Source organism: Photorhabdus australis DSM 17609, assembly GCF_000711895.1.
GTDB classification, from domain to species: Bacteria; Pseudomonadota; Gammaproteobacteria; order Enterobacterales; family Enterobacteriaceae; genus Photorhabdus; species Photorhabdus australis.
Genome location: NZ_KL543988.1, coordinates 64,901 through 91,636, shown reverse-complemented (window position 1 = coordinate 91,636; position 26,736 = coordinate 64,901). Strand labels below are relative to the sequence as shown.

Annotated in this window: 21 protein-coding genes and 2 pseudogenes; 21 read left to right on the top strand and 2 right to left on the bottom strand. The window is 41.7% G+C overall.

Annotation, left to right across the window (positions count from 1 at the left end):
• The 3 genes and pseudogenes from BO26_RS20735 to BO26_RS20730 all read left to right on the top strand — a co-directional run.
• A pseudogene (locus BO26_RS20735) lies at window positions 1–231 on the top strand (restriction endonuclease fold toxin 5 domain-containing protein); the annotation flags it as partial.
• Window positions 232–243: 12 nt separating this feature from the next.
• On the top strand, window positions 244–378 hold the full coding sequence (locus BO26_RS24475) for a hypothetical protein (RefSeq protein WP_268870630.1): 135 nt from the start codon (window positions 244–246) through the stop codon (window positions 376–378).
• Window positions 379–423: 45 nt separating this feature from the next.
• A complete protein-coding gene (locus tag BO26_RS20730) occupies window positions 424–690 on the top strand; it encodes a PAAR domain-containing protein (protein ID WP_036774766.1) in 267 nt (88 codons plus the stop codon).
• Window positions 691–902: 212 nt separating this feature from the next.
• On the opposite strand, the gene hmpA is transcribed toward BO26_RS20730, so the two are convergent.
• A complete protein-coding gene (gene hmpA, locus BO26_RS20725; RefSeq protein WP_036774765.1) occupies window positions 903–2,093 on the bottom strand; it encodes an NO-inducible flavohemoprotein in 1,191 nt (396 codons plus the stop codon).
• 365 nt (window positions 2,094–2,458) lie between these two features.
• Between hmpA and glyA the strand changes: the two genes are divergently transcribed.
• The 5 genes from glyA to treC all read left to right on the top strand — a co-directional run bounded on the left by glyA (window position 2,459) and on the right by treC (window position 9,498).
• Window positions 2,459–3,712, top strand: coding sequence for a serine hydroxymethyltransferase (gene glyA / locus BO26_RS20720; protein ID WP_036774764.1), 1,254 nt, complete (start codon window positions 2,459–2,461; stop codon window positions 3,710–3,712).
• Window positions 3,713–3,815: 103 nt separating this feature from the next.
• Window positions 3,816–4,961: a 3-phenylpropionate MFS transporter gene (locus tag BO26_RS20715; protein ID WP_036774763.1), complete on the top strand. Its 1,146-nt coding sequence runs from the start codon at window positions 3,816–3,818 to the stop codon at window positions 4,959–4,961.
• A gap of 75 nt (window positions 4,962–5,036) precedes the next feature.
• Window positions 5,037–5,984 (top strand): trehalose operon repressor TreR, encoded by a 948-nt coding sequence (treR, locus tag BO26_RS20710; protein ID WP_036774762.1) that lies wholly within the window; start codon window positions 5,037–5,039, stop codon window positions 5,982–5,984.
• 144 nt (window positions 5,985–6,128) lie between these two features.
• Window positions 6,129–7,568 (top strand): PTS trehalose transporter subunit IIBC, encoded by a 1,440-nt coding sequence (gene treB / locus BO26_RS20705; protein ID WP_110882829.1) that lies wholly within the window; start codon window positions 6,129–6,131, stop codon window positions 7,566–7,568.
• A 268-nt stretch (window positions 7,569–7,836) separates the two neighbouring features.
• Window positions 7,837–9,498 carry an alpha,alpha-phosphotrehalase gene (gene treC, locus BO26_RS20700; protein WP_036774760.1) on the top strand — a complete coding sequence of 554 codons (1,662 nt, stop codon included), beginning with the start codon at window positions 7,837–7,839 and terminating at the stop codon, window positions 9,496–9,498.
• A gap of 113 nt (window positions 9,499–9,611) precedes the next feature.
• On the opposite strand, the gene suhB is transcribed toward treC, so the two are convergent.
• Complete coding sequence (suhB, locus tag BO26_RS20695) at window positions 9,612–10,415, bottom strand: inositol-1-monophosphatase (protein ID WP_036774758.1); 804 nt, start codon at window positions 10,413–10,415, stop codon at window positions 9,612–9,614.
• 125 nt (window positions 10,416–10,540) lie between these two features.
• Here suhB and trmJ point away from each other — a divergent pair, with 125 nt between their 5' ends.
• The 13 genes and pseudogenes from trmJ to BO26_RS20620 all read left to right on the top strand — a co-directional run bounded on the left by trmJ (window position 10,541) and on the right by BO26_RS20620 (window position 26,686).
• Complete coding sequence (gene trmJ / locus BO26_RS20690) at window positions 10,541–11,269, top strand: tRNA (cytosine(32)/uridine(32)-2'-O)-methyltransferase TrmJ (protein ID WP_036774757.1); 729 nt, start codon at window positions 10,541–10,543, stop codon at window positions 11,267–11,269.
• Between the two features lie 83 nt (window positions 11,270–11,352).
• Window positions 11,353–11,847: a Fe-S cluster assembly transcriptional regulator IscR gene (gene iscR, locus BO26_RS20685; protein ID WP_036774756.1), complete on the top strand. Its 495-nt coding sequence runs from the start codon at window positions 11,353–11,355 to the stop codon at window positions 11,845–11,847.
• A gap of 49 nt (window positions 11,848–11,896) precedes the next feature.
• Window positions 11,897–13,111: an IscS subfamily cysteine desulfurase gene (locus BO26_RS20680; RefSeq protein ID WP_036774755.1), complete on the top strand. Its 1,215-nt coding sequence runs from the start codon at window positions 11,897–11,899 to the stop codon at window positions 13,109–13,111.
• 25 nt (window positions 13,112–13,136) lie between these two features.
• Complete coding sequence (gene iscU / locus BO26_RS20675) at window positions 13,137–13,523, top strand: Fe-S cluster assembly scaffold IscU (RefSeq protein WP_036774753.1); 387 nt, start codon at window positions 13,137–13,139, stop codon at window positions 13,521–13,523.
• A gap of 102 nt (window positions 13,524–13,625) precedes the next feature.
• Window positions 13,626–13,949 (top strand): iron-sulfur cluster assembly protein IscA, encoded by a 324-nt coding sequence (iscA, locus tag BO26_RS20670; protein ID WP_036774752.1) that lies wholly within the window; start codon window positions 13,626–13,628, stop codon window positions 13,947–13,949.
• Window positions 13,950–13,988: 39 nt separating this feature from the next.
• Window positions 13,989–14,510 carry a co-chaperone HscB gene (gene hscB, locus BO26_RS20665; protein WP_036774750.1) on the top strand — a complete coding sequence of 174 codons (522 nt, stop codon included), beginning with the start codon at window positions 13,989–13,991 and terminating at the stop codon, window positions 14,508–14,510.
• 11 nt (window positions 14,511–14,521) lie between these two features.
• Window positions 14,522–16,372: a Fe-S protein assembly chaperone HscA gene (hscA, locus tag BO26_RS20660; protein ID WP_036774748.1), complete on the top strand. Its 1,851-nt coding sequence runs from the start codon at window positions 14,522–14,524 to the stop codon at window positions 16,370–16,372.
• Between the two features lie 2 nt (window positions 16,373–16,374).
• Window positions 16,375–16,710, top strand: coding sequence for an ISC system 2Fe-2S type ferredoxin (gene fdx / locus BO26_RS20655; protein WP_015833512.1), 336 nt, complete (start codon window positions 16,375–16,377; stop codon window positions 16,708–16,710).
• 18 nt (window positions 16,711–16,728) lie between these two features.
• Window positions 16,729–16,929: a Fe-S cluster assembly protein IscX gene (iscX, locus tag BO26_RS20650; protein WP_036774747.1), complete on the top strand. Its 201-nt coding sequence runs from the start codon at window positions 16,729–16,731 to the stop codon at window positions 16,927–16,929.
• 219 nt (window positions 16,930–17,148) lie between these two features.
• Window positions 17,149–18,444, top strand: a complete 1,296-nt coding sequence (gene pepB / locus BO26_RS20645; RefSeq protein WP_036774746.1) for an aminopeptidase PepB — start codon at window positions 17,149–17,151, stop codon at window positions 18,442–18,444.
• Between the two features lie 65 nt (window positions 18,445–18,509).
• Window positions 18,510–18,902: pseudogene (locus tag BO26_RS20640) on the top strand (enhanced serine sensitivity protein SseB C-terminal domain-containing protein); the annotation flags it as partial.
• An 836-nt stretch (window positions 18,903–19,738) separates the two neighbouring features.
• Entirely contained in the window at window positions 19,739–20,539 is an 801-nt protein-coding gene (locus tag BO26_RS20630; protein WP_036774742.1) for an MBL fold metallo-hydrolase, read from the top strand.
• Window positions 20,540–21,655: 1,116 nt separating this feature from the next.
• The gene (locus BO26_RS20620; RefSeq protein ID WP_036774740.1) at window positions 21,656–26,686 is read left to right on the top strand and encodes an alpha-2-macroglobulin family protein; all 5,031 of its coding nucleotides are present in this window, start codon (window positions 21,656–21,658) and stop codon (window positions 26,684–26,686) included.
• Window positions 26,687–26,736: the final 50 nt, after the last annotated feature.

Genomic DNA, 26,736 nt, shown 5'->3' with positions numbered 1-26,736 from the left:
CAGTTTTTTGATATTGAAGGTGAACCAAAAATTTGGTGGAAAGGCCAGATTTCTGCGCGAAATCAAGCAAAAAGGCATCAAACGGTCTGTGATGTACTGGAGGGGACTCCTCATGTGGAATGGCATTTTTTACAGCCTGTCAGTTCTGGCTATTTTAAAATATTGTTTAGTGAATATGAAAATATCAGTGTTCACTATACACCCTGCGCCAATTTGGCGGCGACAGCTTAATTAGAGGTTTAAATGGCAATTATTCGTTTAAAAATTAATGTACGTTATGAACAGCAGGAAGTTATTACTGTAGATTCGGTATTAATGGATTTATTCTGTGTCACACAGCAAATCTTAGGATTATTACCATTAATTACCGAAGTGTGATGGAGATGGTGTTATTTACCAATTGAAAAACGGTGGAGAACGTTAATGGTAAAAGCAGTTATTCTGCTGGGTGATACGACAGATCATGGCGGTAAGGTGATTACCGCTATTGATGACTATACTCACAAGGGCATTCCTATCGCGGGTAAAGGTGATTTGGTAGAGTGCCCTCAATGCCAAGGTGTATTTCCTATTATTCAGGGTGCTGACTCTTTAAAATATAAAGGGAAACCGATTGTGCTTGAAGGAATGCAAACCGCTTGTGGGGCAAAATTAATTGCCATTCAAAGTAAGTTTACCTGTGATTTTTGAAATCAATGGAGCTGACGCCTTGCGGGACAGGCTCCATGATAAACAAACTCCATTAAAGTCTCTAAAATAGTGATGAATTGGTTTTTTCGGTCATATTAAGCACATTCAATGCACATAAATATTGAGCATCAGAGTCAATAAATTGAAGATAGCTTCAGTTCACTTTATTAGCTATTTTCACCGTATAACTTTTTTAATACTAAACTGAAAATTTAAATCACTTTATGCGGACCAAAGCATTCATAGTGAATAAATTGTTGATCAATTCCCATATCCAATAACTGTTTCGCCACATATTGCATAAAAGGAACGGGACCACAGAAATAAAAATGCATTCCTTCGGTTTTAAGTGTCTCATTCAGCACTGCCAGATCCATAAAACCTTTGTGTTGATAATGAATACCTTGTTGATCTTCATCTCTTGGTTCGCGGTACCAAATTGTGCTGTTAAGATTCGGCATTGCTTGCGCGATGTTTGTGACTTCATTGATAAATGCGTGATGACCACCGTGTTCTGTTGCATGTAACCAGTTAACCTGACTGTCGTGATTTTGCTGGTGCAGTTGATGCAACATACTCATCATCGGTGTCAGGCCAACCCCCGCAGAAATCAGAGTAACAGGTGTTTCTGGCTTAATATCAAGGAAAAAATCTCCGCGTGGAGCGGCCAGCCAAACGGTGTCGCCTTCTTGTATCTTATCGTGCATATGGTTAGAAACTGTTCCTTGTGGCTCTCGTTTGATCGCAATGCGATAGCTGGAGCCATTTGGTGCTGTTGTCAATGAGTACTGGCGGATTTCACGGTTATCAAAACTATCATCTTCCAAATAAATGCTTAAATACTGGCCGGGTTTGTAGTCCATCACTTTTCCGCCATCCTGTGGCACAAACTCAAAGCTGCAAATGACATCACTTTTTACTTGTTTCTGACTGATACGGAATGGGCGCAAGCCACGCCAGCCGCCATCTGTCGATTCGCCACTATGATAGATCTGCTCTTCACGATTGATAAAAACATCAGCCAGCACACCGTAAGCTTTTCTCCAAGCGTCCAGAATTTCATTTCCCGGTTGGAACATTTCATCCAATGTTGCCAGCAGGTGAGTGCCGACAATTTGATAATGTTCTGGTTGAATGTTCAGACTGGCGTGTTTATGAGCAATTTTTTCAACGGCTGGCAAGAGGGCTGTCAGATTGTCAAGATTGGCCGCGTAGGCGCAGATGGCATTGAATAGGGCTTCACGCTGATCGCCATTAAGTTGATGGCTCATATTAAAAATATTTTTCAGCTCAGGATTATGTTTGAACATCCGTTCATAAAAATGGGCTGTCAGTTTCGGGCCAGTAGCAGCGAGCAGTGGAATAGTAGATTTGACAGTTGCAATGGTTTGACTATCCAGCATGATTGAAACTCCTGAATTTTTTTCAAGTGATCATGAAAACTATAACATGTAAATTAAATGCAACTTATAATTTTTTGGCGATTTTGTAAATATAAAATGTGGTCTTTATGATAAAAAAATATTCGTAGCAGATATTTATACTAAGACTGAGGCTGCCTTAGGTCACAAATCCCGACAATGTCCAGAAATACAGGGAATTTTTGTTATATCTGGGAAAACTAATACCTTGTTGCAATTGATATGCAATCGTTTGCGTAAAATATTTTGTCAAGACTATCTCATTCTATGAAAAGAGTTTACACTGTGTGCCATTCTGCCCTTTGGGGTGTTGTTTGAAGAGAAGTTAGCTGAGTCAGGAGAATCCAATGTTAAAGCGTGAAATGAATATTGCTAATTATGATCCCGAACTATGGCAGGCGATGGAGCAAGAAGTTGTTCGTCAGGAAGAACATATCGAGTTAATTGCTTCTGAAAACTATACCAGCCCAAGAGTTATGCAGGCACAGGGCTCTCAGCTCACTAACAAATATGCCGAAGGTTACCCGGGTAAACGTTATTACGGCGGTTGTGAATATGTAGATGTTGTTGAACAATTGGCTATTGATCGTGCTAAGGCGCTGTTTGGTGCTGATTATGCCAACGTTCAGCCTCACTCTGGCTCTCAAGCGAATGCGGCAGTTTATATGGCTTTGCTGCAACCCGGTGATACGGTGTTGGGGATGAATTTGGCACATGGTGGTCATTTGACTCATGGCTCCCCAGTTAACTTCTCTGGTAAGTTATATAACATCGTGCCTTACGGTATTGATGAAAGCGGTAAGATTGATTACGACGATATCGCTGCACAAGCTCAAAAACATCAGCCAAAAATGATTATTGGCGGTTTTTCTGCTTACTCCGGTGTGGTTGACTGGGCAAGAATGCGTGAAATTGCAGACAGTATCGGCGCTTATTTGTTCGTTGATATGGCTCATGTTGCTGGTCTAATTGCCGCAGGCGTTTATCCTAACCCAGTTCCTCATGCTCACATTGTGACTACCACGACGCATAAAACATTGGCGGGTCCACGCGGTGGCTTGATCCTGGCAAAAGGTGGCGACGAAGAACTGTATAAGAAATTGAATTCTTCTGTGTTCCCTGGTTGCCAGGGTGGACCTTTGATGCATGTTATTGCCGGTAAGGCAGTTGCATTGAAAGAAGCTATGGAGCCAGAATTCAAAGCATATCAACACCAGGTTGCTGATAATGCTAAAGCAATGGTTGAGGTCTTCCTGGCGCGTGGCTATAAAGTCGTTTCCGGTGGTACAGAGAACCATTTATTCCTGCTGGATCTGGTTGATAAAGATATCACTGGTAAAGACGCTGATGCTGCGTTGGGTCGTGCAAACATTACCGTAAACAAAAATAGTGTACCCAATGATCCGAAGAGTCCGTTTGTGACTTCTGGTGTACGTATTGGTACTCCTGCAATTACCCGCCGTGGTTTCAAACAAGTAGAAGCTCAGGAATTAGCAGGTTGGATGTGCGATGTATTAGACAACATCAATGATGAAGCGATCATTGAAACGACTAAGCAAAAAGTTCTGGCTATTTGCGCGAAATATCCGGTTTACGCGTAAGTTATGATTTTTTAATAAATAATTATTAAAACCTGCTCCAGCTAACCTTGTTTGCTTAAGTTAGTGTCGAGCAGGTTTTTTGCATTATTAACCAGGAGGATTAATGGTTATTCAGTCAACACGTTGGTTGGCGTTAGACTATTTCACGTACTTCTTTTCTTATGGGATATTTTTGCCTTTCTGGGCAGTTTGGCTTCAGGGGGAAGGCATAACACCTGATATGATAGGGATTTTATTGGGCACGGGTTTAGTTTCTCGTTTTGTGGGTAGTTTACTGATCGCCCCTACGGTGAAGAATCCGGCAGCTCTTATTCTTGCACTGCGTATATTGGCACTATTGACCTTGGTTTTCCTTATCGGTTTTACATTGGGAAATCACTGGGCATGGCTCTTATTTATCATGATTGGCTTCAACCTGTTTTTTTCGCCAATGATGCCATTAAGTGACGCGCTGGCAGGAACCTGGCAAAAACAATTTCCCTTTGATTACGGTAAAATACGGGTTTGGGGTTCAATTGCTTTTATTATCAGTTCTGCGTTGACCGGAGAATTTATCTCTGTATGGGGACATCAAGTTATTCTTATCACTATTCTGTTCAGTGCCTCATCAACGCTACTGGCAACATTGCTGAAACCCTCCATCATGCCTGCTAGTAACATAAAATCAACCAAAGTTGATATGGTGTCATTTAAACAGCTGTTGTCTGAAAAATCGATACGCCAATTCCTGCTCTGTGTGGCTTTGTTGCAAGGCGCTCACGCAGGATATTACAGTTTTAGTGCAATTTATTGGGAGAAAGCGGGTTATTCTGCCTCGACAGTCGGTTATCTTTGGTCGTTAGGAGTAATAGCTGAAGTTGTTATTTTTACACTGAGTAATAAGTTATTTCGCCGTTGGAATGCTCGTAGCCTTTTGCTGCTTTCCGGTATATGTGGAGTTGTTCGCTGGGGATTAATGGGAACATTCACTACATTGCCAGTGTTGATTGTTGTGCAAATCCTGCATTGTGGCACATTCACGGTTTGCCATCTGGCGGCAATGCGTTTTATCGGTGCCAGAAAGGAAGGGGAAATCGTTCGATTGCAGGCGACTTATTCTGCGTTAGCAATGGGAGGCGGTATTGCTGTCATGACGGTAATTGCAGGATTTATGTATGATTATCTGCACAGTGGAATTTTCTGGGTAATGGCTTTAGTTGCTTTTCCTGCCATCTTCTTGCGGCCACAGGTTAAAGCTCATAATTATTAACAACATAGGTTCAGTTTCTTATGGGATTTTTTGTAAGAAACTGGCATAGCTTTAATAATATTTTTATGAGATATCATGTCGAACAAGTTAACAATAAAAGATATCGCACGTCTGGCTAATGTGAGTAAATCAACTGTATCGCGTGTATTAAACAATGAAAATAGCGTAAGTTCACAGGTACGTGAAAGAGTCGAAGCGATTATTCACCAAAATAACTTTATTCCCTCTAAATCTGCGAGAGCGATGCGGGTGAAAAGTGACAAAATTATCGCCTTAATTGTGTCACGGTTAGGATCATTTTCGGAAAATCTGTCTATAAGTACGATGTTACCCCTATTTTATCAGCATGGTTATGATCCTATTATTATGGAAAGTAATTTTAATCCGCAGCTTTTACAGGAACATCTACGTCAGCTGGCGTTACGTAATGCGGATGGTGTTATTTTGTTTGGTTTTACAGGATTATCAGAAGAATTCTTGTTTCCCTGGCGTGACAGAATAGTGGTATTTGCACGTGAATATGCTGATTTTTCTTCCATATGTTATGACGATGCAGGTGCTGTTCGCTTACTAATGAATGAGCTTTACCAGCGTGGTCACAGAGATATTAGTTTTCTTGGGGTACGTGATTGTGATACCACGACAGGGTTTCGTCGTCATCAATCCTATTTAAGTTGCTGTGAACAGAAAGAGTTACGCCCACTGTCAGTTCAATGTGATTTAAGTTATCAGAGTGGATTTCAGCATGTAGACAAAGTACTAATAAAGGAAACGACGGCTTTAATCTGTGCAACAGACAGCCTGGCGTTAGGAGCATATAAGTATTTGCAGCAAAATAACCGGGAAGATATACAGATAGGTAGTATTGGCAGTACACCTTTGCTGAATTTTTTATACCCTAACACGCTTTCTGTGGATTTGGGCTATAGTGAAGCCGGTAAGTATGCGGCTAATCAATTGATGGCTCAGATAAATCAACAATACCCAAAACAGCAGGTAATCATTCCCAGTAAATTGGCTTAAAAGTAAGAATATTGTAGTTTCAGTGTGATCTTTAGCGCATTTTTGGGAACGTTCCCATGACAAGCATTACTGAATGATATTAGGATGAAATTACTTTACTAAGCATGCTAATTAGTGATTGATACTAACTTATAATGATTGGCTATGATGAAAAATAAAATAAATTCTAAAGATATAGAAAAACTAATTACATTAATCGGTGGTTGTGAAAATATAGCCAATGTGACTCATTGTATTACTCGATTGAGGTTTGTATTGGTTGAACCCGATAAGGCGATGACAGATAAAATAAAAAATCTGCCGATGGTTAAAGGGTGTTTTACCAATGCAGGGCAGTTTCAGGTAGTGATAGGTACTAATGTTGGTGATTATTATCAGGTTTTAAACAGCTATCTTGGTCAATCTGAATTAAGTCAAAAAGATATACAGCAGGTTGAGAAAAAGCAGGCTAAGAAAAAAAATATGAAATGGCAAGAGCGTATTATTTCTCAGTTTGCAGAAATATTTTTTCCTTTGCTACCGGCATTAATTAGCGGTGGGCTTATTTTGGGCTTCCGTAATATTATTGGTGATATTCCTTTCAGTGAAGGTAAATCTTTAGCCCAAATATATCCTATCTGGAAAACAATATATGATTTTTTATGGCTGTTAGGTGAGGCTATTTTCTTCTATTTGCCAGTAGGTATTTGTTGGTCAGCCGTCAGGACAATGGGTGGGACACCGATATTAGGAATTATATTAGGAATAACATTGGTGTCTCCTCAACTAATGAATGCTTATCAATTAGGGCAACATATTCCTGATATATGGAATTTTGGCTTGTTTACGATTGATAAAGTTGGTTATCAAGCACAAGTTATTCCGTCACTATTGGCAGGTATTACTTTAGGGTGGATTGAAATTCAGTTAAAACGGGTGGTTCCTAGTTATCTCTATTTGGTGATTGTTCCTGTTGTTTCGTTGATCTTAGCAACCTTTTTAGCGCATAGCCTTATTGGGCCGTTTGGTCGGTTACTTGGAGACGGTGTCGCTTGGGTTGTTAAGACGTTGATGACAGGAAGTTTTGCTCCTATAGGCGCGGCTTTATTCGGATTTTTTTATGCGCCGTTGGTTATCACGGGTATTCATCAAACCACATTAGCGATAGATATGCAGATGGTGCAAAGTATAGGTGGAACGCCGATTTGGCCTATTATTGCATTATCTAATATTGCTCAAGGTTCAGCGGTTGTTGGCATTATTTTGGTCAGTAAAAAGCATCATGAACGTGAGTTATCTGTACCGGCAGCGATCTCAGCATATTTGGGCGTCACTGAGCCTGCTATGTATGGTATTAATATCAAATACCGATTTCCTATGCTTTGTGCCATGATTGGTTCTGGTTTCGCTGGATTAATTTGTGGATTGAGTGGTGTATTAGCAAATGGTATTGGTGTCGGTGGTCTGCCAGGTATTCTTTCGATTAAACCGCAATTCTGGGCAATTTACGCATTAGCTATACTCGTGGCTGTCATTATTCCGCTGGTATTGACGACGATTGTTTATCGGAAGAAGAATATGAGTAATGTGTTAGCTGTTGAATAATTCTGTTAAATCTTCACCTGATTAACAGATATATACCCAATAGATTTCAAGATGGACCGCGGCGGCAAGAGAACGCATCCCCAGGAGCATAGATAACGATGTGACTGGGGTAAGTGAACGCAGCTAACAAAGCAGCAGCTTGAAAGATGAAGGGTATAGATAACTCTATGACCGGGGTGAGTGAGTGCAGCCAACAAAGAGGCAACTTGAAGGATGAAGGGTATAAAAGTAACTTTAATTCAGGAAATATATTGATAAGGTGTTTTTGATGGACAAAATAATTCCATGGTGGTTACAAGGTGTCATCTATCAGATATATCCTAAAAGTTTCCAGGATACTACTGGTAGTGGAACTGGCGATCTTAACGGCATCACTTACCGGCTTGATTATTTGAAAAAACTGGGAGTAGACGCTATTTGGGTGACTCCTTTTTACCTCTCACCACAGGTAGATAATGGTTATGATGTCGCTGATTATTATTCGATTGATCCAGCTTATGGATCAATGGATGATTTTAAGCGTTTGGTCGATGAAGCACATCAACGTGATATTCGTATTATCGTGGATATTGTTTTCAACCATACATCGACTCAACACCCTTGGTTCAAACAAGCACAAGATATTAATAGCCCTTACCGGCAATATTACATCTGGCGGGATGGGGTGCCGGGGACACCGCCTAATAATTGGGTGTCAAAATTTGGAGGGAATGCCTGGGAATGGCACGCGGAAAGCAAACAGTATTATTTACACCTGTTTGCCACTGAGCAGGCGGATCTAAATTGGGAGCATGAACCAGTACGAGCTGAACTTAAAAAGATTTGTGAATTTTGGGCTGATTTGGGCGTTGATGGATTCCGTCTGGATGTGATCAATTTGGTCTCTAAGCAGCAGGACTTTCCTGAGGCAACTGAAGGAGATGGGCGCCAATTCTATACTGATGGTCCGCGTATTCATGAATTTTTGCAGGAAATAAATAGAGAAGCATTCCAACCTGCGGGGGTGATGACTGTTGGGGAAATGTCTTCTACTTCCCTGGAAAATTGTCAGCGTTATTCCTCGTTAGGTGGTGAAGAATTATCGATGGTTTTTGCTTTTCATCACCTGAAAGTCGATTACCCCAATGGTGAAAAATGGGTGACAGCACCACCTGATTTTATTGAGCTGAAGAAAATTTTTGCTAAATGGCAGCAAGGGATGTATGAACGGGCGTGGAATGCATTGTTCTGGTGTAATCACGATCAGCCGCGTATTGTTTCACGTTTTGGTGGTGAAGGGGCATTACGGGTTCCATCTGCTAAAATGTTGGCAATGGTGTTGCATGGTATGCAAGGAACTCCTTACATCTATCAAGGGGAAGAATTGGGGATGACTAACCCTAATTTTTCTCAAATTGAAGATTATCGGGATATAGAAAGTTTAAATATTTATCAGGAGAAGATTGAGCTGGGCGATGATAAAGAAAAAATCTTATCGGTCTTAGCGAAGAAATCTCGTGATAATGGGCGAACGCCGATGCAGTGGAATGCAACTCATAATGCAGGATTTACTCAGGGGGAACCGTGGCTCGCGCTAAATAGTGATTACCAGGAAGTAAATGCTGAAAACGCTATGCAGGATGATGATTCAGTTTTTCATTGTTATGCACGCTTAATAAAGTTGCGTAAGGAATATCCTGTACTGACTTATGGCAGCTATGAAGACTTATTGCCATCTCATCCTTCTCTTTGGTGTTATATTCGTCGTTGGGAAAATCAAACGTTGCTGGTTATCGCCAATCTCAGCGCGGAGGGGCAGGAGTGGTCACTGGATGCTTCTTTATCCCATTGCTCATGGGTTAAGTTAATGGGGAATTATCCTGAACACCAGCTACCTGCAAAAAACAGACAGCTACAGCCTTATGAAGCCGTTTATTGGTTAGCGGAGTAATTTAGGTTTAAAACGACAACAAAAAAGTTCATTGATGACTTTTTTGTTGTCAAATGGAATTGCAGGCTCAAAGGATATCGCCTGCAATTCCTGCTTTAAATATTGGCTTTGAATTAACGTTTCAATGCTTCTGATAATTCATCACGCATTTCGGCCAAAATATCTTTGACAACGCGTGGATTACCCGCAACAAGATTACCGGAATGAATGTAATTATGGCCGCCAACGAAATCAGTAATGATACCGCCAGATTCACGAACTAACAGTTCACCACCCATAAAATCCCACGGCTTCAGGCCAATTTCAAAGTAACCATCAACCCGGCCAGCCGCAACGTAAGCCAGATCCAGCGCGGCTGAACCTGTACGGCGGAAATCGGCGCAACGAATAAATAATTTGCCCAAAGTATTAATGAAAACAGTGGAATGCTGTTTTGTTTTGAATGGAAAACCTGTTGCCAAAATAGTGCCATCTAAATCGCGGGCATTGGTACCACGCAGACGGTAACCATTCAACTGAGCGCCTTGACCACGGGTGGCGGTGAACAGCTCATTACGCATTGGATCATAAACAACAGCAACTTCAGTGCGACCTTTAATGCGCACTGCAATAGAAACCGCGAAGTGGGGGAGACGCCTGATAAAGTTAGTAGTGCCATCCAGTGGATCAATTACCCATTGAATATCATCGTCTTCGCCTGCCAGTTCTCCACTTTCTTCAGTAATAATCGTGTGCTTAGGATAAGATTTGCGAATAACGTCGATAATTAACGTTTCAGCAGCTTTGTCAACGTTGGTCACAAAGTCATTATTGCCTTTTTGACTCGCTTCAACCGCATCAGGAGTTTCATAATTCTTGGCAATCAAGTTGCCGGCCTTACGCGCGGCGCGTATGGCGATGGTCAGCATCGGATGCATGGGATATTTTCCACCAGGATGTTAAAGAACGGATAATTAATCGGCGCGCAGTATAGCAGTAGTTCTGAAAAATGACTAATGCTGTGTTAAGATATTTGGCTCTTATAACTAGTCCAGAAGTTGTCATGTTAGAAAATATCCGCATTATCCTGGTTGAAACTTCCCATACAGGGAATATGGGTTCAACTGCCCGGGCAATGAAAACAATGGGATTAACCAATCTTTATCTGGTTAATCCACTAGTTCAGCCAGATTCTCATGCAATTGCTCTCTCTGCTGGTGCCAGCGATGTTATTGGTAATGCGACTATTGTTGATAGTCTGGATAAAGCGTTGGCGGGTTGTGAACTGGTCATTGGTACCAGTGCTCGTTCAAGAACCCTTTCATGGCCGATGGTTGAACCTCGTGAATGTGGTGAGCGTAGCGTTCAAGCAGCTGAACATGCGCCTGTTGCCATTGTTTTTGGGCGTGAGCGTGTGGGACTCACTAATGAAGAATTGCAGAAGTGCCATTTTCATCTGAATATCCCGACTAATCCAGAATACAGTTCATTAAATCTGGCAATGGCGGTTCAGCTCGTAAGTTATGAAATCCGTATGGCCTATCTCGCGCGTCAGGATAAAGTTGAGCCGGAAGCAGACGAGACTGAATATCCATTAGCCGATGATATGGAACGTTTTTATCATCACCTTGAGCATGTATTGCATGATTCTGGTTTCATCAGGAAAGCTCATCCTGGTCAAATAATGAATAAATTAAGACGGCTTTTTACTCGTGCTCGGCCTGAGGCGCAAGAGCTGAATATTCTGCGTGGCATACTGACCTCGGTTGAAAAATGGGCGAAAAATAGTTGAGTGAATTACTAGGTTAAATAGTTGACTAAAATACTCAGGAATGACACAATTTCATTCATATTTCACCACGGGGTAATTCATTTATGAGATTGACATCTAAAGGGCGTTATGCAGTAACTGCCATGCTTGATGTGGCGTTACACTCACAAGAAGGTCCGGTGCCCTTGGCCGACATTTCTGAACGTCAGGGTATTTCCCTCTCCTACCTTGAACAATTATTTTCTCGCTTGCGTAAAAATGGTTTGGTTTCAAGCGTCCGTGGTCCGGGTGGTGGTTATTTACTTGGCAGAGATGCGGGTAAAATTGTTGTTTCCGAAGTTATTTTCGCTGTTGATGAATCAGTAGATGCTACCCGTTGCCAGGGTAAAGAAGGGTGTCAGGGTGGTGATCGTTGTTTGACACATGCTTTGTGGCGCGATTTGAGTGATCGTATTACCAGCTTCCTGAGTAGTATCAGTTTAAAAGAATTAGTTAATAATCAAGAAGTGTTAGATGTTGCTGATCGTCAAGATAACGATAAACGCCGTACGCCTAATGGCAGAGCACAAGAAACAATTAATGTCAATCTGCGCGCATAAGCAGAACTTGTGATGAATTGAAGTATTAGAAGTAGGGAGCATGTAAGCAATGAAATTACCCATTTATTTAGACTACTCAGCAACGACACCGGTTGATACGCGTGTTGCTGAAAAAATGATGCAATATCTGACCATGGACGGGGTATTTGGTAACCCGGCTTCCCGTTCTCACCGTTTTGGCTGGCAGGCTGAAGAAGCGGTTGATATTGCCCGTAATCAGATTGCTGATTTAGTGGGCGCTGATCCGCGTGAAATTGTTTTCACTTCCGGCGCAACTGAATCAGATAATCTAGCTATTAAAGGTGCGGCTAATTTTTATCAGAAAAAAGGCAAGCATATCATCACCAGCAAAACTGAACATAAAGCGGTTCTGGATACTTGCCGTCAGCTAGAGCGTGAAGGATTTGAAGTCACTTATCTGGCGCCTCAAAGCAATGGGCTGATTGATTTAAAAGATCTGGAAGCTGCGATGCGTGATGACACTATTTTGATTTCTATCATGCACGTTAACAATGAAATTGGTGTGGTACAGGACATCGCTGCTATTGGCGAAATGTGTCGCAGCCGCAGCATCATTTTCCATGTTGATGCCACTCAGAGCGTAGGTAAGCTCCCTATCGATCTAACTAAACTGAAAGTCGACCTGATGTCTTTCTCGGCGCATAAAATTTATGGGCCGATGGGAATTGGTGCACTGTACGTTCGCCGCAAACCACGCATTCGTATTGAAGCTCAGCAACATGGTGGTGGTCATGAACGTGGTATGCGTTCTGGCACTTTACCCGTTCACCAAATTGTCGGTATGGGTGAAGCCTATCGCATTGCTAAACAAGAGATGGAAAGCGAATCTCAACGTCTGCGTGGTCTGCGTTTGCGCCTGTGGAATGGTATCAAAGATATCGAAGAAGTTTTCCTTAACGGTGATTTGGAGCACGGTGCGCCACACATTCTGAATGTCAGCTTCAACTATGTTGAAGGTGAATCACTGATGATGTCATTAAAAGATCTGGCGGTTTCTTCGGGTTCCGCATGTACTTCTGCAAGTTTGGAGCCCTCCTACGTATTGCGTGCGTTGGGTATGAATGACGAACTGGCCCACAGCTCTATCCGTTTCTCTTTAGGGCGCTTTACCACGGAAGAAGAGATCGACTACGCCATTGAACTGATTCACAAATCTATTGGCCGCTTGCGTGAGCTTTCTCCACTGTGGGAAATGTTCAAACAAGGTGTAGATCTTAACAGTATCGAATGGTCTCATCACTAATTAGACGGCTTTGGGGGTAACAACTATGGCTTACAGCGAAAAAGTAATTGATCACTATGAAAACCCACGTAACGTTGGTTCCTTCGATAATGAAGATCCAACGGTTGGCAGCGGCATGGTCGGTGCTCCGGCGTGTGGTGACGTTATGAAACTACAAATCAAGGTCAATAATGAAGGCATTATTGAAGATGCGCGTTTCAAAACTTATGGTTGCGGTTCTGCAATTGCTTCCAGCTCTTTAGTCACTGAGTGGATGAAGGGCAAATCTCTGGAGCAGGCAGAAGCGATTAGAAATACTGAAATTGCAGATGAATTAGAGCTGCCACCAGTGAAAATTCACTGTTCTATTCTGGCAGAAGATGCAATTAAAGCAGCCATTGCGGATTACAAAAGTAAACGCCAGGGCAAATAATTGCCCTTGAGAATAAGAAAATAGAATATGAATTTGGTGGATACTGGCTGTTTATACCATCCAGTATCCGCCTTTGCTGGTTTTGAAAAGTGAGGTTGTTGTATGTCAATTTCCCTTACAGAAAGTGCTGCACAACGCGTTTCGTCATTCCTGAGTAACCGTGGAAAAGGTGTTGGCTTACGCCTTGGTGTCAGAACGTCAGGCTGCTCAGGTATGGCATATTTGCTTGAATTTGCCGACGTGATTAACGAAGACGACACTGTGTTTGAAGATAAGGGTGTCAAAGTTATCGTGGATGGTAAAAGCATGGTCTATCTTGACGGTACAGAACTGGATTTTGTTAAAGAGGGCCTTAATGAAGGCTTTAAATTCAACAACCCGAATGTTTCCAGCGAATGTGGTTGTGGAGAAAGTTTTAACGTTTAATTCCGTTTTTCGGCTAAATCCAGAGAATAAGTTTAGATTATGGACTATTTCACTCTATTCGGGCTGCCGGCTCGTTATGCTATTGACCGTGAACAACTGACAAACTGTTATCAGGAATTGCAGCGTCAGTTTCATCCTGATCGCTTTGCCAGTCAACCAGAGCGCGAAAAAACGCTGGCGTTGCAGCAGGCAGCGACTATCAATGATGGTTATCAAACGCTTAAACACCCACTGAAACGTGCTGAATATATACTCTCTCTACAGGGTTTTGATTTAGCCAACGAGCAACATACCATGAATGACAACGCTTTCCTGATGGAACAGCTTATGTTGCGGGAAGAGTTAGAGTTTATTGAAAATAAAGCAGATGCAGAAATGGCATTGGCAGATTTTGCTGCACGTCTGAACGGGATGATTAAAACCCGTGGTCAGCAAATGGAGCAGCAATTGAATGAACAGCAGTGGGAACAAGCAGCCGATGCCGTTCGTAAATTGCGTTTTCTGGATAAATTACAGCAGCAAGTTGAACAACTGGAAGAACGTTTACTGGACGACTTTTAAGGAAGGCGTATATGGCTTTATTACAAATCAGCGAGCCGGGTTTATCTGCTGTACCACATCAACGTCGTTTGGCTGCTGGCATTGATTTAGGTACAACGCATTCATTAGTTGCAACTGTTCGTAGTGGGCAAGCGGAAACCCTGATGGATAGTGAAGATCGTTACCTGCTTCCTTCGGTTGTTCACTATCATAAACATGGGACTGAAATTGGTTGGTTAGCTCGTCAACAGGCTGCGCGAGATCCTGCTAATACCATCAGTTCCGTGAAGCGCATGATGGGGCGCTCTCTGGCTGATATTCAGCAACGTTATCCCAATCTTCCTTATCAATTTCAGGCAAGTGAAAACGGGCTGCCATTAATCAATACGGCAATAGGTTTAGTCGATCCTATTCAGGTTTCTTCTGAGATTCTTAAACTGTTGACACAACGTGCAGAAGAAACACTGGAGGGTAAGCTTGATGGTGTTGTGATCACGGTCCCAGCCTATTTTGATGATGCCCAGCGTCAGGGCACAAAAGACGCAGCGCGTTTAGCTGGATTGCATGTTCTGCGCTTGCTTAACGAACCGACTGCCGCGGCGATTGCTTACGGATTGGATTCTGGTCAGGAAGGTGTGATTGCTGTTTATGATTTAGGTGGTGGTACATTTGACGTTTCTGTCCTCCGACTGAGCCGTGGCGTATTTGAAGTGCTGGCAACCGGTGGTGATACTGCGCTTGGCGGGGATGATTTCGATTTAATGCTGGTTGACTGGTTTCGTGAACAGGCAGGTATCAGCAGTCGTGATGATCACAGTCTACAGCGTCAGCTATTGGATGCTGCCACGCAGGTAAAAATTACTTTAAGTGATGCTGATATTGCAGAAATAAATGTTGCCGGTTGGCGGGGAGAAATCACCCGTTCTGAATTTGAAGCGCTGATTACCCCATTGGTAAAACGTACTTTGCTGGCAAGTCGCCGGGCATTAAAAGATGCAGAGGTTGCTGCGGATGAGGTTTTACAGGTGGTTATGGTGGGTGGTTCAACCCGCGTACCACTGGTTCGTCGTATGGTTGGGGAGCTTTTTGGCCGTGAACCATTGACTTCAATTGATCCTGATAAAGTTGTGGCTATCGGTGCTTCGATTCAGGCAGATATTTTGGTCGGTAATAAACCAGACAGCGACATGCTGTTACTGGATGTGATCCCGCTTTCACTTGGACTAGAAACCATGGGCGGCTTGGTTGAAAAAGTCATCCCACGCAATACCACCATTCCAGTAGCAAGAGCACAGGAATTCACGACCTTCAAAGACGGTCAGAGTGCAATGAGTATTCATGTGGTGCAAGGGGAAAGGGAATTGGTGAACGATTGTCGTTCACTGGCGCGTTTTACACTGCGTGGTATTCCGCCATTCCCGGCTGGTGGTGCCCATATCCGGGTGACTTTCCAGGTGGATGCTGATGGTTTGCTGAGCGTCAGCGCGTTGGAGAAATCGACTGGTGTGGAAGCGGCTATTCAGGTGAAACCTTCTTATGGTTTATCTGATGAAGAGATAGCTCGCATGATAAAAGACTCTATGGCAAATGCTCAGGAGGATATCAATGCGCGCAAACTGGCAGAACAAAAAGTAGAAGCGGCACGGGTACTGGAAAGTGTCACCGGTGCGTTAGAAAAAGATGCTGATCTACTGAATGAACAAGAACGGACGGCGATTGATATTGCTGTAGAAACACTTATAAAAAGCATTGAGGGAAGTGATCCTCAAATTATAGAGAACGCAATTAAACAACTGGACAAGCAAACGCAGGAATTCGCAGCGCGTCGGATGGATACCTCTATTCGTCGCGCATTGGCGGGCCATTCTGTGGATGAGATTTAATTATGCCGAAAATTGTATTTTTACCTCATAACGATCTTTGCCCTGATGGTGCAGTACTGGAAGCCAGAGAAGGTGAATCTATTCTGGATGTTGCATTGCGCAATGGGATTGAAATTGAGCATGCCTGCGAAAAATCCTGTGCTTGCACAACTTGCCATTGTATCGTTCGTGAAGGTTTCGATTCACTGGAAGAGAGTTCTGAACTGGAAGATGACATGTTGGATAAAGCGTGGGGGCTGGAGCCGGAAAGTCGTCTGAGTTGTCAGGCCAGAGTCTCTGATGAAGATTTAGTAATAGAAATTCCAAAATACACGATTAACCATGCCCGTGAGCACTGATTGGCAGGAGAAATATAAATGAGCCTAAAATGGTCTGACAGTCGTGAAATCGCAGAAGCACTGTATGACAAGTTTCCTGATCTGGATCCAAAAACAGTTCGCTTTACTGATATGCATCAGTGGATTTGTGAATTAGATGATTTTGATGATGCTCCCGAAAAATCTAATGAAAAGCTTCTGGAAGCTATTCTTTTGGTCTGGTTAGATGAGTTTGAATAACAAATGGCATAAATTTGTTATTTATCCGTCATCGTTTTAAGGTAGTCTGAACTTTAATGAAAAACTGGCTTTGGCCAGTTTTTTTATAAGGTTAATATCTGGCAGGCGAATAATTATGTAATGTACTTCACATTCACCCACATTAATATTATCTGGGTGGGAGCCTGAATAAGATCCTCACTGCTATTAAGCGGTGAATAATTAAGAGGTGAGAAAAGAATGACCAAACAAATTATGCCGATAACACTGTGTTATGAGCCAGCAGCCGCCTGCTGGGGTGAAAAAGCACTGATTAGTTCGAGTGATCAAGGGATGACCATTCATCTGGTTGGTAAAGGTAAACTGGGTGCTGTTCAACGGGCCGGGCGTAAAATTGATGGACAGGGAGTTCGTCATGTAGCTTTGGTTGGTGAAGGCTGGGATTTAGAAAAAAGTTGGGCATTCTGGCAGGGATTTCGTTCGCCAAAAGGTAAACGCTCTATTGAATGGCCTCAATTGCCGGCAGCTGAAAAGCAAGAATTGGAAAATAGAATTAAAATTATTGATTGGGTACGTGACACCATCAATATGTCAGCGGAAGAACTTGGGCCAGAACAATTGGCGAAGCGTGCTATTGACTTGCTGTGTGGCATTGCGAATGAGGCGGTAAGTTATCGTGTTACTAAAGGCGAAGATTTACGTGAACAGGGTTATGCGGGTATTCATACCGTTGGTCGTGGTTCTTCCCGTGATCCGATTCTGTTGGCGTTGGATTACAATCCAACTGACAACCCGCAAGCGCCAGTATTCGCCTGTTTGGTTGGTAAAGGCATCACATTTGATACCGGTGGCTACAGCCTAAAACAATCTTCATTTATGGATTCCATGAAAGCGGATATGGGTGGAGCGGCAACACTGGCAGGAGCATTGGCTTTGGCAATCAGTCGTGGTCTGAAACAGCGTATTAAATTGTTCCTTTGCATTGCGGATAATATGGTCAGTGGTAATGCCTTTAAATTAGGTGATATTATCCGTTATCGTAATGGAAAATCGGTTGAAGTGATGAACACGGATGCGGAAGGTCGTCTGGTTTTAGCTGACGGTTTGATTGATGCCAGCAAAGAGAAAGCCAAATTAATTATTGATGCAGCAACCCTGACAGGTGCAGCGAAAATGGCTGTGGGTAATGATTATCACTCTATATTCAGCTTTGATGATAAATTGGCGGCGGATTTGCTGGCTGCTTCTGAATCTGAGAATGAATTATTCTGGCGTTTACCGTTAGCTGAATTCCATCGTAGTCAACTGCCATCAAATTTTGCTGACTTAAACAATGTTGCTGCGCCATCACATACGGCTGGTGCCAGCACTGCGGCGGCTTTCCTGTCTCACTTTGTTGAAGGGTACCAAAAAGGTTGGATTCATATTGATTGCTCGGCAACTTACCGTAAATCTGCTGTAGAACATTGGTCTGCTGGCGCAACAGGTTATGGTGTTCGTTCAATTGCGAGTTTGTTGTTGGCGAAAGCGAAATAAGTTGATTTTATATAAAAAACTGATTGGAGATTTTTATGAGTTCATTAAGTGAGTTGGTTTCGGTTGAGATTAATGTTCCAAGTGGTAGTGCGATAACACTCAGCCAGCTGGATGAATATCCTTCACAGCTCATTGAAGCTCTGGTCAGTTTATTTAGCCAGCGTAAACCAGTCCGCCGTGCTTTTATTGTTCAGGCTCATGATAAAAATGTGGACGAAAAGCCTAATTTATTAATTGGATTGGAAATGAATGGCTCAGCAGACGAAATTGAGCAATTAATTCATGAGGCTGGCAGTATTGCCTGTGAATACACTTCCGAGGAGGAACCTATAGATTTTTGCTTGGTTGATGAAAAAGAACGTGGCATTAGCCATTATTTAATTCAGCATACGCAACCATTTTACCAGCGTAAACTAGGTAGTTGGTTACGAGGGAATATTCCAGTAATGAATAAGTGACTATATTACCGTAATAGCACGACCATTCAAAAAATACTTATTTTTTGGATGGTAATTTGTCTATTCTTATTTTTTTATTTTCTTATTATGTTTTGTTTGCAAAATAAGGAGGGTTTATGGTGTTTATCTACAAGATGTGAAATCTAACTTAATTGAACAATTAAAGAAGACAGATATTGTTGTATACCCTATGGATTTCAAGATGCATCGCGACGGCAAGGGAGCGAATCCCCGGGAGCATAGATATAACTATGTGACCGGGGTGAGTGAGTGCAGCCAACAAAGAGGTAACTTGAAAGATAACGGGTATATACCGAATGAACTTCAAGATGCTTGAGCCGTCAGACGTAAAAACATTTAAATTCAACAACATAATCGTTTTTCAAACATACACTTTGAAGTGTCTTGAGTATATATACTTACTGGAAAGCAGATAAGTACTTATTATGTGAATCCAAGGGTTTTATTTAAAACTAATGATTGCACAATAACACCAGATATTTGGATATTGTATTTGGTATTATTCTGTTAAATTATTTCCATGATTATTCTATGAATTTTATTTCTTTTAATTATTATGGTTTTTATCTGTAAATATATGTTTTACACCAAGGTATAATAATTTCACGTTAATATTTCATGGCAATAAATATAATGGAGAGATAGTCATTTTATGTTGAAAAATTAACTTATAGAAAATAAGTGATAATTTGTGATCTGCTTATAATAATATGACGATATAAATGCTTTTCATTGTTTTATTGATGTACATCAATGCTATTGTTACCCGTATCGTTTTATAGAATCATTACTTCAACAAAATTAATGGATATACTATGTCATTAAAAATAACTGTACTCTTGGAAAATAAAACATCTGATTCATATTTGATAGCTAAGCCTGGGTTAAGCCTTTTACTTGAGGATGGAGAAGAGAAGATAATTTTTGACACCGGCCCGGATGACAGCTATATCGAGAATGCCAACCGGATGGGAATATCTATTGATGATATATCTAAGATTGTTATCTCTCATGGTCATTCTGACCATATCGGTGGTGTTAATTATTTCCCTCATAATGCTAAATTAATATGTCATCCTGATGCATTAAATGAGAGATATTATGGAGTTAAGTTTAAAAATAGTGTTTTAAAATTCAAAAAAATGTCGGGTAAAATTAATAAAAGAATCAAGAAGAAAGTTTTTTTTCGTTTGACAAAATCTCATATGAATATAGGTGAACGATTTGTTTTTTCAGGAGAAATAGCAAATAATCATCGAAAATCCTATGGCTTAGTAAGAAAAAACTCCTGGTCCAATGACTATATATTTGATGATAGTGCTTTAATTTGGAAAAGTGATCACGGACTGGTTATTATTGTTGGCTGTGGTCATTCGGGTATTTGCGAAATAATTAATCACGCTAAAATGATTACAGGTGTGGATAAAGTATTCGCAGTAATAGGCGGGTTCCATTTGAGGAGAGCATTACCGACAGAGTTATTGAAGATTAGAGAGTTTTTCATAAAAGAAAATATAAAAGAAGTCTATGGGTGTCATTGTACGGGTAGTTGGGGAAGGCTTTGGTTGCCAAATGCAAAGGGATTGAAAACAGGACAAGTGTTATTGGTCGGGTAATATTAAGAATTGGCGTTTTTGTCTTTCTAAATCATTTGGTCTATACCCAAGATACTTCAAAGTGCATGTTTGAAAAACGATTATGTTGTTGAATTTAAATGTTTTTATGTCTGGCGGCTCAAGTATCTTGAAGTTCATTCGGTATATAAATAACGATTAGTGAATATTTCTATTACTGATTTTATTGATATTTACTATTGTATTTTCTCTCATAGAGGGCTTTGTCGGCATTTTCTAAAAAACGACTAAAAAAACAAAGGCTTTGTATAAGTGATCATTGCCACTTTTAGTAATAAAGTGGCATGATGTACCTATATATTATACTGAATATTAATATTTTCTGTGTTGGATATTAACTTTGTAATTTTGTTAATTCTGGTTATTATTGATTATATATGCTATCTTTATTTTCTTATTTTCTTATTTTCTTATTTTCTTATTTTCTTATTTTCTTATTTTCTTATTTTCTTATTTTCTTATTTGCTTATTTGCTTATTTGCTTATTTGCTTATTTGCTTATTTGCTTATTTGCTTATTTGCTTATTTGCTTATTTGCTTATTTGCTTATTTGCTTATTTGCTTATTTGCTTATTTGCTTATTTTATTTCGATAACTGTGTGGTAATTATCATTCATTTATTATCTAACTCCCGTTAATATTTTGTTTAATATTTTATTATTTTTCGTAAGCTATAAAGAAATATAACTTAATAAAGGTTATTTACGCCAGCTTATGGAAATGAAATCCTATTCATTTACAAAATATATAGAGTTCTTAATCATAGATTATAGCTATAAATTCAGACTTATTTATCGCATTCTGCGATATTTAATTTGTAAAAAAAAAGTTATTATATGAACTTAATATTTGTATATTGTCTATATTCAAGTAGTGCATATATTTCTTAATCTGTTTGCGTTAAATTTATGTGTTGATTTATACCCAATAGATTTCAAGATGCATCGCGACGGTAAGAGAGCAAATCCCCGGGAGCATAGATAACTCTGTGACCGGGGTAAGTGAAAGCAGCAACTTGAAAGATGAAGGCTATATAAAGATAAAGTTATTCATTAAATCCTATCACCGATTGGTTGGGATAAGACAGGGGGTACGGTCATGAATCAAGGTCAATTCTGGCAACAGCCAGAAAGAAAAAAGCGTTATTTTGCGGTGATTTTGGCTTCTTTGCTGGTGCTTGCTGGTTGTGACCAGTCTGGCAATTCTGATAATAGTAAAACCACGCAATCACAGTCCACAGAGCTTCAAAGCGAGAAAGCATCTCCTCAATCAAATATCCCACCTAAATTAGTCAAACAGAAAGATGCGGCATCATTGGCTGAATTGGCAAGACGTTATGCCAGTAAAGAGGTGACAATTTTAGATGCTTCTGAGCTTCAGCTTGATGGTGCCAGCGCAATGGTGGTGACATTTTCGGTTCCGTTAGATCCAAATCAGAATTTTGCCCAGAATGTCCATTTGGTCGATGTAAAAGAAGGCAAACTTGATGGTGCCTGGGAACTGTCAGATAACATGATGGAACTTCGTCTACGTCATTTGCCTCCATCCCGTAAGTTGCAACTGGTCGTAGATAAAGGCGTTAAAGGTATTAATGAGCGTCAGCTTGAAGCAGCTTATGAAAAGACCTTGACAACAGAAACTATTTCTCCTTCTGTCGGTTTTGCTAGTAAGGGGTCTCTGCTACCCAGTAAGGTCGCAGAAGGTTTACCTGTACTGGCTCTCAATGTTAATCACGTTGATGTTAATTTCTTCAGGATCAAAGAGACTGCATTGCCTTCTTTTATTGCCCAGTGGCAATATCGCAATAACTTAAATGACTGGGAATCTGAAGATATTCTTAAAGATGCGGAATTGGTTTATACCGGTCGTTTCGATCTCAATCCAACCCTGAATACCCGCGAAAAATTGCTATTGCCATTAAGTAACATCAAAGCGTTACAGCAAGATGGTGTTTATATGGCGGTTATGCAACAAGCGGGTAAATACACTGATACCAATCCGGCAACCATGTTCACGCTAAGCGACATTGGGGTTTCTATGCATAGCTATCTGGATCAGATGGATGTGTTCACCCAATCTCTGGAGCAAGGCAGTAGTTTGAAAGGTGTAGAAATACGTCTGTTGGATGATAAAGGGCAGTTATTGTCAAAGACAATGACAGACGGTGATGGACACGCAAGTCTGGAGAAAAGTGCAAAAGCTAAATTGCTGCTTGCCACTCGTGATGGGCAAACCAGTATGATCGATTTGGTGTCACCTGCTCTGGATCTGTCTGAATTTGATATCGCTGGTTCACAAGGGTACAGCAAACAGTTTTTTGTCTTTGGGCCTCGTGATCTTTATCGTCCCGGTGAAACATTGATTGTAAATGGTCTGTTGCGTGATGGTGATGGCCGTGCAATTAAAAGCCAGCCAGTCAAAGTCGATGTGCTGAAAACAGATGGTCAGGTAGCCCGTAGTTTTGTCTGGCAACCTGAAAATGGGTTGTATCAGTATCACTACACCATTCCTCAATCAGCGGCTACCGGACTCTGGTCGTTACGTTTTGATTTGGGTGATAACAAGCTTCGTTACTATAAGTTTAATGTAGAAGATTTTATGCCGGAGCGTATGGCGCTGGAAATTAGCCGTGACTTGCGGCCGGTGATGAAAAACCACAATGTAGATTTTGCCATCAAAGGCCGTTACTTGTACGGCGCACCTGCCGCTAATAATCGCTTGCAAGGGCAATTATTTCTGCGTCCTGACCGTGATGCGGTAGCAAAACTACCTGGCTATGAATTTGGTGCTATCAATGAAGAAAATCTCAGCCGTACATTAGATGAGTTTGATCTCACTCTGGATAGTGATGGTGGAACTGCACTGGATGTTAAGGCGGAAAATTGGAGTTCAGTCACATCACCGGTAAAGGTGATTGTACAGGCAAGCTTACTTGAATCAGGTGGTCGCCCGGTTACACGTCGCGTTGAGCAAGCTGTCTGGCCTGCAGAAAAACTGGTTGGTATTCGTCCATTATTTAGTCAGAAACAAATTTATGACTATCGTACTGGTCGCGATCAAAGTCGTTATAACGTGGATGAAAATTCATTGGCTGAATTTGAGTTGGTCTATGCGGATGCCAATGGTAAAAAATATGCGGCGAAAGATTTAACTGCCCGTCTGGTTTATGAACGTCGTGATTATTATTGGCGTTGGTCGGATGGCGAGGGTTGGCAATCAGGTTATGACCAGAAAGATCTGGTGATGGCAGACGAACATATCCAGATTGCTCAGGATGGGACGGCAAAAATCAGCTTCCCGGTTGATTGGGGTTCGTATCGTATTGAGGTTGTTAATCCAGAAAATCAACTGGTGACCAGCGTTAATTTCTGGGCAGGTTACTCATGGCAAGATAATACCGGGGGTACAGGCGCCGTTCGTCCGGATCAGGTAAAACTATCATTGGATAAACCGGCCTATCAGGTGGGCGAGAAAGTAAAATTGCATATGGTTGCACCACAGGCTGGTAAAGGTTATCTGTTGGTGGAATCTAGTGACGGTCCGCTCTGGTGGCAGGAAATTAATGTGCCGGAACAAGGTTTGGATGTGGAAGTGCCGATCAATAAAGAGTGGCGTCGTCATGATCTTTATTTGACTGCGGTGGTTGTACGTCCGGGTGATAAATCCCGTCAGGCGACACCAAAGCGTGCTATTGGTGTGTTACACCTGCCATTGGCAGATGAGAACCGCAAATTAAATCTAACGTTATCTGCGCCAGAAAAAATGCGTCCGAATCAGAATCTGACAGTCAAGATACAAGCGACACCACAGCCAGGGCAACCATTGCCTAAACAGGTTAATGTGTTGCTTTCAGCGGTTGATACTGGCGTATTGAATATCACTAATTTTAAAACTCCCGATCCCTATGATGCTTTCTTTGGCCGTAAACGTTATAGCGTTGATCAATATGATGTTTATGGTCAGTTGATTGAAGGTGAAGGTCGTCTGGCAAATCTGCGTTTTGGCGGTGATGGTGATGAGGATGCACTTGATCGCGGAGGCAGAAAGCCACTGACTGAAGTCAATATTATCGCTGAACAGGCACAGCCCGTAATGTTGAATGAAAAAGGAGAAGGGGAGATCGTTCTGCCAATTCCTGATTTCAATGGTGAATTGAGGCTGATGGCTCAAGCGTGGAGTGAAGATGAGTTCGGTCATGGTGAAAGCAAAATTACCATTGCGGCACCGGTGATTACACAGATGGCATTACCGCGCTTTATGGCTGGTGGTGATCATTCATTGCTATCGCTGGATCTAACTAATTTGACTGAACAGACGCAAGATCTGACTTTAAACTTTACGACTGATGGTCTGATCAAATTAGAAGGTGCTGCCAGCAAGGAAATAACCTTGGAAAAAGGTAAACGTGTGACAGTTGAAATTCCGGTTGCAGCGGATCGTGGTTTTGGTCAGGGGGAAATTTTCCTAACAGTCGATGGCCTTAATTTGCCGGGTGAAGATCTGGAACAGTATAAAAATAGTTGGAAGATTGGTGTACGTCCGGCACAACCGGCGGAAACCATGTTGTTTGCTGATGTTATCCATCAGGGAGAAAATTGGCAGTTGCCGTTAGATGCAATATCGGGTTTAGCGCCAGAAACGCTTGAAGGTCAGTTGTTACTGACCAGCCGTCCGCCGTTACAGATTTCGCGCTATATCCGTGAACTGTACGCCTATCCGTATGGTTGTCTTGAACAGACTATCAGTGGGCTTTATCCATCGCTTTATTCAAATGAAGCAGAATTGAAAAAACTGGGTATCAAAACGGAAAGTGACAATAAACGCCGGGCGAGTATTGATGAGGGTATCATCCACTTGTTAAGTATGCAGCGCCACGACGGTGGATTTTCCTTGTGGGATAGGGCCGGTGATGAAGAATATTGGTTAACGGCTTATGCCACAGACTTTCTGTTCCGAGCAAGTCAGAGAGGCTATAGCGTACCGACTGATGCACTAAATTCTGCCAATAACCGTCTGTTGCGTTATTTACAGGATAAGAATGTCATTAACTATCGCTACAGTCAGAATCAGGAAGCAATGCGGTTCTCAGCTCAGGCTTATGCTGGTTTGGTGCTTGCTAGTCAACAGAAAGCTCCGTTAGGCGCCCTAAGACAAGTTTATGAACGCCGTTTTCAGGCAGGAAATGGTTTGTCATTAGTACAATTGGGAGTTGCACTGAAGCTGATGGGTGATAATACCAGAGCAGATGAAGCGGTTCGTTTGGGAATCAATAAAAACCGTAATGATGATCTTGGATTGGGGGATTACGGTAGTGCTATCCGTGACAGCGCCCTGATTGTCGCTCTGTTGACCGAAAATAATATGTTGCCAAAAGATCGTGATGAGAAATTGCTGGCGCTGTCTGATGAGTTGCTATCCCGTAACTATTTTTCAACTCAGGAGAGTAATTCGCTCTATTTGGCAGGGCGTTTCTTTATCAATACTTCGGAACAACCATGGGAAGCGATGGTTAATCAGCAAGTGCCGCCGTTAAGCAGCAGTAGATCATGGAATCAGATGATGAATGCAGAGCAGATCCTGCAAGGGATTAATGTTAGTAACAGTGGTAACAATACGCTCTATTCTCGTTTGAATGTTGTCGGTTATCCACAGCATTCACCGAAACCCTATTCTAATGTGTTGAACATCCAGCGTAGTTATCTGGATCTAAACGGTAATCCGGTTTCTATTGATCGTCTGAGAAGTGGTGAAATGGTGGTGGTGAAGCTGGTGGTCAACTCAGATAAATCAGTACCAGATGCTTTGGTTGTTGATTTGCTGCCTGCCGGTTTAGAAGTGGAAAACCAGAACCTGGCTAATAGCAGTGCCAGTTTGAGCGATAGTGCCGCTAATCTCCAGGAATTGATTGGTGATATGCAACAGGCGACTATTCGTCATACTGAATATCGTGATGATCGGTATGTGGCAGCAGTCGCCGTTGATCCCTATCAGCCAGTAACGTTGCTGTATTTGGCTCGTGCGGTGACACCGGGTGTTTACACGATTCCGGCACCTCAGGTCGAATCTATGTATGTCCCTTACTGGCGAGCAGTGGGATCTACCCCGGAAAAACTGGAAGTTGTCCGCTAAATCCAGCCCTTACGCTTAGGCGTAAGGGCTGATTTCTTATCAGGTATTCC

Coding starts and splice junctions, on each gene's coding strand:
- BO26_RS20730 (WP_036774766.1), top strand. CDS start 424: ATGGTAAAAGCAGTTATTCTGCTGGGTGATACGACAGATCATGGCGGT.
- pepB (WP_036774746.1), top strand. CDS start 17,149: ATGACCAAACAAATTATGCCGATAACACTGTGTTATGAGCCAGCAGCC.
- BO26_RS20680 (WP_036774755.1), top strand. CDS start 11,897: ATGAAATTACCCATTTATTTAGACTACTCAGCAACGACACCGGTTGAT.
- treR (WP_036774762.1), top strand. CDS start 5,037: ATGTCGAACAAGTTAACAATAAAAGATATCGCACGTCTGGCTAATGTG.
- iscR (WP_036774756.1), top strand. CDS start 11,353: ATGAGATTGACATCTAAAGGGCGTTATGCAGTAACTGCCATGCTTGAT.
- BO26_RS20620 (WP_036774740.1), top strand. CDS start 21,656: ATGAATCAAGGTCAATTCTGGCAACAGCCAGAAAGAAAAAAGCGTTAT.
- iscX (WP_036774747.1), top strand. CDS start 16,729: ATGAGCCTAAAATGGTCTGACAGTCGTGAAATCGCAGAAGCACTGTAT.
- glyA (WP_036774764.1), top strand. CDS start 2,459: ATGTTAAAGCGTGAAATGAATATTGCTAATTATGATCCCGAACTATGG.
- BO26_RS20630 (WP_036774742.1), top strand. CDS start 19,739: ATGTCATTAAAAATAACTGTACTCTTGGAAAATAAAACATCTGATTCA.
- hmpA (WP_036774765.1), bottom strand. CDS start 2,093: ATGCTGGATAGTCAAACCATTGCAACTGTCAAATCTACTATTCCACTG.
- hscB (WP_036774750.1), top strand. CDS start 13,989: ATGGACTATTTCACTCTATTCGGGCTGCCGGCTCGTTATGCTATTGAC.
- BO26_RS24475 (WP_268870630.1), top strand. CDS start 244: ATGGCAATTATTCGTTTAAAAATTAATGTACGTTATGAACAGCAGGAA.
- trmJ (WP_036774757.1), top strand. CDS start 10,541: ATGTTAGAAAATATCCGCATTATCCTGGTTGAAACTTCCCATACAGGG.
- iscA (WP_036774752.1), top strand. CDS start 13,626: ATGTCAATTTCCCTTACAGAAAGTGCTGCACAACGCGTTTCGTCATTC.
- hscA (WP_036774748.1), top strand. CDS start 14,522: ATGGCTTTATTACAAATCAGCGAGCCGGGTTTATCTGCTGTACCACAT.
- BO26_RS20715 (WP_036774763.1), top strand. CDS start 3,816: ATGGTTATTCAGTCAACACGTTGGTTGGCGTTAGACTATTTCACGTAC.
- treC (WP_036774760.1), top strand. CDS start 7,837: ATGGACAAAATAATTCCATGGTGGTTACAAGGTGTCATCTATCAGATA.
- suhB (WP_036774758.1), bottom strand. CDS start 10,415: ATGCATCCGATGCTGACCATCGCCATACGCGCCGCGCGTAAGGCCGGC.
- treB (WP_110882829.1), top strand. CDS start 6,129: ATGATGAAAAATAAAATAAATTCTAAAGATATAGAAAAACTAATTACA.
- iscU (WP_036774753.1), top strand. CDS start 13,137: ATGGCTTACAGCGAAAAAGTAATTGATCACTATGAAAACCCACGTAAC.
- fdx (WP_015833512.1), top strand. CDS start 16,375: ATGCCGAAAATTGTATTTTTACCTCATAACGATCTTTGCCCTGATGGT.